The organism is Undibacterium sp. Di27W (assembly GCF_049340345.1).
GTDB lineage: Bacteria > Pseudomonadota > Gammaproteobacteria > Burkholderiales > Burkholderiaceae_D > Undibacterium.
Genome location: NZ_JBMPOS010000051.1, coordinates 1 through 4491, shown reverse-complemented (window position 1 = coordinate 4491; position 4491 = coordinate 1). Strand labels below are relative to the sequence as shown.

General features: G+C 45.3%; 3 protein-coding genes and 1 pseudogene. 2 read left to right on the top strand and 2 right to left on the bottom strand.

The window, feature by feature from the left end:
• Nucleotides 1-108: 108 nt before the first annotated feature.
• Nucleotides 109-1506 carry a DUF4214 domain-containing protein gene (locus ACO0LF_RS31080; protein ID WP_423021223.1) on the bottom strand — a complete coding sequence of 466 codons (1398 nt, stop codon included), beginning with the start codon at nucleotides 1504-1506 and terminating at the stop codon, nucleotides 109-111.
• Between the two features lie 452 nt (nucleotides 1507-1958).
• Here ACO0LF_RS31080 and ACO0LF_RS31075 point away from each other — a divergent pair, with 452 nt between their 5' ends.
• The gene (locus ACO0LF_RS31075; protein ID WP_423021221.1) at nucleotides 1959-2300 is read left to right on the top strand and encodes a helix-turn-helix domain-containing protein; all 342 of its coding nucleotides are present in this window, start codon (nucleotides 1959-1961) and stop codon (nucleotides 2298-2300) included.
• A gap of 177 nt (nucleotides 2301-2477) precedes the next feature.
• Here ACO0LF_RS31075 and ACO0LF_RS31070 read toward each other — a convergent pair.
• A pseudogene (locus ACO0LF_RS31070) lies at nucleotides 2478-2826 on the bottom strand (integrase core domain-containing protein); the annotation flags it as partial.
• A 183-nt stretch (nucleotides 2827-3009) separates the two neighbouring features.
• Between ACO0LF_RS31070 and ACO0LF_RS31065 the strand changes: the two are divergent.
• A complete protein-coding gene (locus ACO0LF_RS31065) occupies nucleotides 3010-4155 on the top strand; it encodes an AAA family ATPase (RefSeq protein ID WP_423021219.1) in 1146 nt (381 codons plus the stop codon).
• The last annotated feature ends 336 nt before the right edge of the window (nucleotides 4156-4491 follow it).

The window sequence follows — 4491 nt, the reverse complement described above, 5'->3', positions numbered from 1 at the left end:
CTTTTATAACCGTCAGCGACGTCACTCGCGTCTTGGCAATATATCGCCTGCTTTGTTTGCTGAAAATTTTAATCGGCAGTCACTGGCAGCTTAGAACATGAGTGTCCGCTATTGACAGTACACCTCAACCTGATAGGGAATTCCCTTTTGAATCTGACCAATTACCTGCGCTTGATTCTCAGTGGATTCTGAAAAAGATGCCAATATATCAGGACGCGTCATGCCACTCCCCATTTCGCCATGCCAATACTCAAAGCCGGCCTTATCGGGCGTGCGGTGCAAGACATTACTGTACAGCGCTGTTAGAAAAGCATCATCGGTTATATTTTGACCATACAGTTTAGCGAATTCAAGCGAACCCACAAAACCTGCTGCAACGTGATTTAAATTCTCAGCACCGGAATCCATCTGTTTGATCCAATAGCCAAGGCCTGCTTGATCTGGTGTACGGTTAAACGCTGCTTGATACAAACGATAGGCTTGTCCGGCATTGCCATTTAAATCAAAAGCAAGCGCTGCGTTTGGCAAAACCACTCGCTCAATACTGGAAAACATCAATTTAGAGCCGTCCTTAGCGATTTGCGTGACCTGATCACCGGCTAAGGCAAAAGTAAAATCAGCCAGTGAGCCAGCCTCGACCACCGTATCGATCCCTTTGGTACCGGAAATTAGTTTGGTGTTGAGGCCGGGAATGAAATGATGCCCATCATAAGCGGTCAAAGTATTTAAATTCAGATACCCGCAATCCTTCATGATCGCCAAGTCTAGATCGCTGAATTGTTTGTTGGCCTCCGAAAAAGCACGTCCATCGCTCATAGGATCATTCAGAACTTGAGAGTTCACTGAGGGATTGGATTGAACGGTGGTGAGATGCGCAATAGATGCGCCGATTTTACCCAAAGCCTGCATGGGAATGTCTGAACCATAAATGGCCTTGGCAAAGAACCCTGAATAAGTGACCAATTCCCCAGAAATAGACAAAAAGCGATCGAATTCCATAGGCAAGGAACTGCTACTCCCAAAAGCCCCAGTCATAGCATCTCGTTGCGAATCAAAAGCCAAGGCATGTCCAAATTCATGGTTAATGATCCCTAGAGACACTGGAGGCACAATACCCGCGGAAGCCTCGAAACGCTGATTTATTGAATCTAAAAAGCCTTGAGACAAGCTAATTACGAAGTCAGGTATTCCGAGATTAGAGGAAAAGCTCGGATCGATGGCATGAGGATCTGCATTCAACCCCGCATCAAAGAGATATCGGATGGGGTTAACCATTAGGTGATGAGCGGCATCGGGAATGGAATTAGAACCCGCTGCCGCCCGAAATTCCGAGGTGGAGTAAATATACACACTTGTTCTAATTTCCCCGCCACGCGTTAAGAGTTGTTGACTCACTTGCGCAGCAAGGGTATCAAAAAGCAGTTGAACATTGGCCAAGGTTTTAGGATCAAGGGTAGTTTTGGTTTTATCTTCGAAAACAATTTCTACAACTTTAAACTTAAACATGGTCGAAGCTTTCGGCGGTAAGGTCAAAGTAGAAGGGGGACGAGCGGATTAAATGCGAGAAGGCCTTTATGCAGCAAATTGATAGTAAATATTGCCGATAGGAATCGCCCTATAGAATTACTATATTGCCAAGTTTTGGTGTAGATTCATATTTGTTAATGACATAGCATTCCGGGTAGAAGTGGCATACCGTTCCCGAAGAGCCTACAAAAATCACGGTATAAGTTCGCTCAGTACTAGTGGCGAGCGTTGAACATCCTTCATCTTTCATTTTCTGACATGGGCTGGAAATCCCGAATCGCGGACCAACAGAACACACGAAGCAACCGATGCGAGTCATTCATCAAATAAAGATCTAATTTGTCTTGTTGACAATCAACATATTACATCCTTCTTGTTTGGACGTAAAGAGTAGACCATATTTGTCGACTAAATAACCGTCAAATAATGTCGTGACTAAAAGAAAACCTTCTCAGCTTCCCTCTAGAATCGGCAAAAATGTGGCGGCCAAGCGAAAGAACTTGGGGCTGACCCAGGAGCAGCTAGCTGCACGAGTTGGAGTGGAAGTCGAAACAATCTCACGGCTGGAACGAGGCGTCCATGCGCCATCGCTGGCGATATTGGAGGTTTTATCGGAGGAATTGAATATTGCTATTGCGGATTTGCTGGATGAGAAAGCATTAGTGCAAACACCCGAGTCCGAGATTATTGCCACATACCTGAACAAATTGAAGGCGAAGGACAGGTTGTTTCTTATCGATTTCGTGAAGTTATATTTTCAGAGATATGGCTAAAACTATTTCAGGATAGCTGCTTCAAGTCGAAGTCTCAGGCTTGTAATTGCAATTTCATCCAGGCCAGTAGTTGATGAGTTAGCTTTCATTAAATTTTACAAAAATGGTTTGAATTGTAGTAGTCGCTGTCTGACCTGACAGTTACCCGATTTGAAGACGGCGATTGTCAGATCAGATTCAGTTATTCAAAGTGGTGATCTTATCGCGCCATACCTCCTTTCCGTCAATAAGTGTTTGCATCGGTATGCGTCCACAGCACTTTTTGCCTATCGTTGTAATACGTCAGTCATTCATCGAGGTCCTGCTGCAACTCGTCCATGGATCGATATATCTTGCGCCTGAAGGTGACCTGGTAAAACTCTTGCAGAATGGTTTTATGGAAGCGTTCGCAAATTCCATTCGTCTGACGATGGCTCACCTTGGTTTGGGCATGTTCAATATCTTTGAGCGCCAGATACAACTGATAGTCTTGGGCTTCCAGGCGACCACAATACTCCATACCACGATCTCTGAGAACACGGATTAACCCTTAGGCCTGTGAGATGTCTACGCCCTCAATTCAGCTGCCCATCAATGAGACCATTATGACGTTAATTAAATATTAATTACTATAATAGGCTATAGAAAACTATAATTTCCTATGACGAAATTTAGAGGGCTGACTATAATAGACTATAATTTCCTGTAATATAGTTCTATAATTAACATTATGACAACTGAAATTCCTATTTTCCATCGCCCAGTGTTAGCTCAGCAAATTGTTCAAAGAACCCTATCTTCCAATGGACGATCTGGTGTGTTCATTTCAGCGCCTCGGCGCACCGGCAAAAGCACCTTCATTATCGAGGATATTATTCCGTCGTTGAAGACACTTAAGGCTGAGGTCATTTACGTGGACTTGTGGAGCGATCGAAGCCGTGATCCAGGTGACTTGATTGCCGAAGCTGTTCGGGAGCACCTACAAAAGCGCGAAGGCGTGTTACTTCAATGGGCGCGCAAGGGTGGCCTGGATAAAATCAATGTCGGTGGGGTCTCAGTTGATATCGCTAAGGTCGGCATCGGTACAGGAAAAACACTGGCAAAGGCACTTGCAGATCTAAGTGATGCTACTCAAGCGGTGATTGTTCTGGTGATTGACGAGGCCCAGCATGCTATCACAACGGAGGCTGGCGCCAACGCACTGTATGCCCTAAAAGCCGCACGCGACCAACTAAATGGTTCTGCTCACAATGGATTTCGGTTGATCGCGACAGGATCGAACCGAGATAAGCTCAGTATGCTAGTTAATGGGAAAGACCAGGCCTTCCTAAACGCAGTTCTGTTTGACCTGGAGCCTCTAGGGAAAGACTTCGTGGAGTGGGAGCTATCTCAGTACGGCGAGGGGATTGCACCTTCCCTCGCGACCGTCGAGTCGGAATTCATTGCATCTGGCCACAAACCCGAAACCTTGCATAAGGCCCTTGATGATTTAGCATTTCGGTTTAACGTCACTGAGTCGAATGTTGACTCTGAATTCAGGTCTATATTTTCGGCAATTAACTTGGACAGCAAACAGAATTTTATGCGTCAGGTGAATAGCCTTCCACCGTTGCAGGCGTCTGTTTTGGTAGTAATGGCTACGACGGGCGCAGACTATGCTCCGTTTCGGCCAGCCACGGTACAAAAATACAAAGCCTTATGCAAAAAATTTTCAACTTCGGAAGTTGTTGTTGACGATTCCTCCATCCAGTACGCACTGGAAGCACTGCGGAAGAAAACTTTGGTGTGGAACAGTGCAAGAGGGGTGTACGCGATCGAGGATTCACAGCACGTGGTTTGGCTAAAAGAGGAATTTCCTGCCGTAACAGTTGAATGAAATGAGAATCTCCAATGGAATTACTTTGGGCGGGATTTCATATTTTTTGAGGCGTTGGTGCACTTAAAATATGGCGTCGAAAGTTCTCCAACCCCTGATCATTTATGCCTGTATTTCTGACTACGGAGCGCGTATGGGGGTATTGTCAACTTGCTGAACGGAGACGGCGAGTTGTACAATTGCATATTCTCACAAAAGTGGCCATGAATTCGAGCCTGTAAATAAAAGTGTGTAAGTAATTCTGGTAGATGAACCTCCTATAATGAGGAATTGCCAAAATGACGACAAACGCCATGGAAAGAAGCAAACTGCAGGCGCTGGCCAAAGAGCTGGCGA